2 pseudogenes are annotated in these 4227 nt (G+C 57.2%); both read right to left on the reverse strand.

What is annotated here, in order from left to right:
- Positions 1-786: 786 nt before the first annotated feature.
- Positions 787-3812 (reverse strand): annotated as a pseudogene (locus AO277_RS11325) (Tn3-like element ISPsy30 family transposase).
- Positions 3802-4227: pseudogene (locus tag AO277_RS11330) on the reverse strand (recombinase family protein); the annotation flags it as partial. The pseudogenes AO277_RS11325 and AO277_RS11330, both read right to left, overlap by 11 nt.

Consider the following 4227-nt stretch of genomic DNA (forward strand, 5'->3'; position numbering starts at 1 on the left):
AGCGGCTATGGCTCAGCAGTCTAAAAATAGCGGCCTACTTCAGACCATTCCTAGGGTCGGAGTCCTCATCCTTATGAACTCAACAATGGAGCTAATGAAGTTACGTGCGATTAAAAGTTTATTGACCAAAAAACAAGCCGCTTCTATTCAAGAGTTGTTTTTATAAGTGATGCATATCGCGCAGCAGATCAGTTGCTTGGCAGTCTAAACTGCAGAGTTCGGACCTCACAAAGTCTTGAGGCATCAATTAAATTGCTAGCAGCGACCACCCACTGTCTTTTGGTTGTCGGTCATGCCTTCCTACATTTTGAAGCTATAGTTTTTTTTGGAACCGAGTGGCTCGCCCTGACTACTCATGCATAGACTTTAGGGTTATTGATTTAGTATTTTTACTTTTAAATTCGCATAAAAAGTTATAAAACTTCTATGAAGATGAGTAGGGTACTATCATCGTTCATCGTTGCCCGCCTTGACAGTAAAAAGCGCTGGACAGAACACTTCGCTCGTCGAAAGCTGCTATCTGACGATATTCTTTAGTCATTATGGGGAGCCTACATGTAACGACCTGCAATCGAAATGGCCTCGACCTGCAATCATCGCATTTTTCGACCGGGATTAATTGCGTCTATCCGAGCCAGCAGACCGAGATTATTTGCGAATGAACCTGCATTCATCTGATTCGACCTGCAATCGACCATCATGAACCGGAATTGACTGCGAGTGAGCGCACGCCGTTTCTGTCTCATTCGAGTACGGGGTTGTAAGCCGGAACCCCAGAAAATTCCGTCACCCCAACTCTAGCCCTGCCAGTAGTGCGTCCAGGTCGATCATTTTGTCGCTTTGGAAGGTGTAGTGCCCATTCAGCAGAATGTGCCGCCAGGCCGCCGGTGAAATCTTGGTGATCAGCGCCACGGCCTTGGCATTGCCGCTCGCTTCGCACTTCGTCAGCAGGTGCGACAGGATGGCCGAGTTGTAGTAGATGATGGCATTGGCGATCAGCCTGGCGCACTGGTTGCTGATCTCGATTTCAATGTCGGTGCGCCCGGTCAACTCCTTCTTTCCACCGACCTGTGCGATGGTCGAGCGTAGCTGGTGGTAGGACTCGACGCGGTTCTGCGAGCGATGTACGTTCCGTTCCAACTGCGGATCGCGCAGGTAACGTAACGTGTAGATGCTACGGATGAGCTTGTCGAACTCGAAGATCGCGCGCCGTGTCGGATTTGGCGCGGTGTAGGTGCAAAGCTTGCGGATCAGCGTGCCTTGCGTCATCTCCTTGAGGCCTAGCGTGGCAACGATCTGGTCGATGTTCGGTTTTTCACTGATGATGAGCTGCTGATCGATCTGGCCGACCGGCCGGATCAGGCACTTCTCGTAAAGCGCCGGATCATCGGCGCTGTACAATTCTTGGAGTTGGTCTTCGAGATTGGTGAAGCGCGGCTCAAAGCGTGGACCGAACCAGTGCAAGATGGCGAAGTTGGCCTTATTGACGCTGTGCATATCACCGGTAATCGCGGTCGGCACGACGTCCGACGTGTTGCGATACCAGATGTCGAACACGTGGTGCGCCTCGAAGTCGTGTGCGCCGATCAAATAGCCGTTGAGCGGCACGTGGTTACACAGCAACGTGTAGGCGACGACACCCTTGCCACGGCCAAAGTATTTGCGCGAGTGGCGCGCCTTCACGGTTGGGCGCTCGATGCTGAATTTCTGACCATCGACGGCACCGTACAACGCATCCAGGTCGAACGAGTAATGGGGGAAAATCGGCAACGCGGCGATGGCATTGCTGATCCGGTCGTTGGCGGCCTGGAGCGATGCTTGGCGCAGGTACTGTTGATAGGTCGTCTCTAGCACGTGGTAAGGAATGTCGCTGGTGCGTGCCATGACCTGATTGCCGTGGTTCATCGCCTGCGCGATGACGACCGCCATCAAACTATCGGCGTCGGCCACCTTCTTCGCATAGCGCGGCTGCAATGGTGTCAACGCGGACAAAAAATGGCATTGACCATTGACGAAGCGGAATACGTCGGCAACATCGCAGTACGGCAATTGCTCGTAGAACGACTGCTCGCGCACCTTCTGATTCTCGCCCTTGGGCTTGTGCCAGATCAGCGTCTTCGCGTCCTTATCGTAGGTAAGGTGCGTCAGCTTGCCCCGCTTCAGCTCGCGGTTGAATGCCAGCCACTGCGCGCGCAGCTCCCGCGTCAGCGCATCGAGCTGGGCGTCCACCGGCTGCCGTAGGAAGGGGATGTCCATTTGCGCAAGCGTGTCGGCCTTCTCGTTCATCGAGACCAGCTCGTCTGATAAGTGGCGGTGTTGCAGGCTGTCGTCGAGGTAGAGTTCCCCCGACTTGAAACGCTTCCTGATCTGCCGGTACAGCCAGAACTCGTAGCGGTCGGCGTGCAGACCGGTCGGTTTGCCGTCGGCATCGAAGGTCAGCAGGTACGGCCGCAGCCGTTTCGGCAACGTGGCCACCGGACATTCAGCTAGTGGCCGTTGGGACAGGCGCTGTTGCTTGGCGAACACACTCTTGGCCCAGGCCAGCGCTTTTAGCCAAGGGCTGTCGGGGACGGTGCTAGCAAAGTCGAGTGCGACGTACAGTGGTCGCAAATGGCGGCGGTTGCGTTCGGCCAGGCCGTCTACTGCCTGCCAGTGCAAGGCCAGCTTGCTCACCGGCTTCACGCTCATGCGCTGGCCGGTGAGTTGGAGCGTATCTTTCGGCATGATCTTGTACGCGCGCTGGCGCACGTCGCCGAACGGTGTGGCATCGGCCACCGTGTCATCGACGTAGATCAACAGCAGGCGCCCTACTTGCGGTGTGTCCTGCTGACGACGCACCTGCTCTGCGACGAAAGACTTCTGCGCACCCGCGCTACTCTCTTCCTCCAATCGCTTCATGTGGTAAGCCATTGCATCGACCAGATTGTCGGAGAGTTGCCGGTAGCGCAGCCAGGCGTAGCACAGTAGGTAAAGTTGGGTCTGATCCGCCTTGAGATTGCGCAGATCGTGGACGGTGTAGAAATTTGCCAGGCTCGCGAAGTACAACAGGTTCTGCTGCGAAACGCCCAGCTTGGGCAGCAGCGCCTTGGCGATTCGGTGCAGCGGCTCCAGCAAGGCGCGCTTCTCGCGCTCGCGGATCATCTGGCGCCAACCGAAGTTTTTGGCATCCTGCTTGAGCGCCGCTAGTTGAGACAGGGTGTCATCACGTACCAGAAGCTGGACCAGCGCGTTTTCGGCCGCGTCGTCCAGCACTTGCGCCAGCAGGCCACCCAAGCGCCGACGTTCAGCGGACAGTGTTTCGCTGACCAGCTCTTGCAGGGTGGTGTAGCCGGGCCGGATGATCTTGTGCTCGTTGAGCCAGACGATCAGCTCGGCGGCCACGAACCCTGGAGTCATGTCACGCCTTGCGGCTTGCGTGGCCTGCTGCCCAAGCTGCGGCAGGAAGTCGGCCGTCCAAAGCCGATAGCCGAACAGCTCGGAGACCCCTTCGCGCTGGGTGTAATGCTCATGTTTGGTGTCGGCTTGCGCTCGAACGTCTCGCCGTGGAGATAGCGGCTCAACACGAAAGTGCAATCGTCCTCGACCTCGTTCCAGTCGAAGCGGAAGAAGGCATGCTTGGCCTTGAAGTAACCGATCTGCAAAAAGCAGTAGACTTGGGCAGGTAGGCTGGGACGATTGCCGGCGAACGCCAGTTCGGTTTCCGATAACGATAGAAATTCAAGTCGCTGACCGTCGTCGAAATCCGGCAACCCGGATAGGGCTTCCTGTTCGGCATCGGACAGGAGACTGATCAGCTTGTTCTTATGGATCATCAGCAACTCTTCCGTGACCTTACACGCGCCAGGGTTTCGATCAAGGTGGTGCGCTTAACACCGAAGTTACGGCACACGGCGGCCTTAGACATGCCATCGTTCAGCGCAGCAACGATGGCATCCAGCTTCTCACCGGTAATCGCCTGCGGCCGTCCGCCAATGCGACCGCGCCGCCGGGCGGCGGCCAGACCCGCGAGGACGCGCTCCTGGATCAGCGCGCGTTCGTATTGCGCGAGCGCGCCGAACACATGAAAAAGCAGCTCGCCAGACGCCGTGGTGGTATCCATGCCCTCGGTCAGCGAGCGGAACGCCACCTGTTTGGCCCTGAGCGAGGTCACGATGCTGAGCAGATGCGACAGCGAGCGACCGAGCCGATCCGGCTTCCAGACCACAAGTACGTCGCCGGGGCGGGGAG

Origin of the sequence: Pseudomonas amygdali (assembly GCF_002699855.1) — a bacterium.
GTDB lineage: Bacteria > Pseudomonadota > Gammaproteobacteria > Pseudomonadales > Pseudomonadaceae > Aquipseudomonas > Aquipseudomonas amygdali.